The sequence below is a fragment of the Xanthomonas sp. WHRI 1810A genome (genome assembly GCF_040202885.1).
GTDB lineage: Bacteria > Pseudomonadota > Gammaproteobacteria > Pseudomonadales > Pseudomonadaceae > Aquipseudomonas.
Genome location: NZ_JBEGED010000057.1, coordinates 1 through 624, shown reverse-complemented (window position 1 = coordinate 624; position 624 = coordinate 1). Strand labels below are relative to the sequence as shown.

1 protein-coding gene is annotated in these 624 nt (G+C 61.9%); it reads left to right on the top strand.

Features of this window, described 5'->3' with window-relative positions; translation table 11 throughout:
* Window positions 1-79: 79 nt before the first annotated feature.
* Window positions 80-624: hypothetical protein (locus tag ABQX22_RS26695; RefSeq protein ID WP_349802860.1), on the top strand; the 545-nt coding region annotated here is incomplete at its 3' end.

The window sequence follows — 624 nt, the reverse complement described above, 5'->3', positions numbered from 1 at the left end:
CGACAAAATTTACCAGCTCGCACAAGAGCTGGCGACTATCGTCCCGAGAGTCCGTGTCTTGAGCACAGAGCCCAGGCCGATGCACAAGGGCCACAACCAGATCAGCGATACACCCATGGTCACGCTCATGGCGATGGAGCCAGCCAGGGCCCATAACCGTTCCTACATCGTCTCGGCGCGGGAACACGCTGAGCAGGTAATCGTCAATCGGGAGCAAGGAGTGTCACCGGAACGTGCCCGACAGGCGTGGGGGCTGATGCGCGACTTGTATGAGGCACTGCCTCAGGCCCGCATCTGCAACAACCCGGACAGTAGCTTGGGTCGTTCGGTGGGCAGCGATGGAACGATCACCGAGGCCGATGGCGACGTGCTGCCGCCCAATGCGCTGCTCAGTTCCACGATGAGCACCATCAGCCAAGCAGCCCCGCATGCGTCACGGTTGATGGTCAGGGGCATACGCGAGGGCCGTGCACGGAACTTCGTGGAGCTGATCGATGCAGCAGGCGGCGTAATGCTGGCAACCGACGTCAATGCTCTGGCATTCGCAGTGCGTTCGATCTTGGTTCCGTCAGACGACGCCGACGCCCGCTACCAGAAGCGCCGCCTGCACCAGTGGATGCAAGC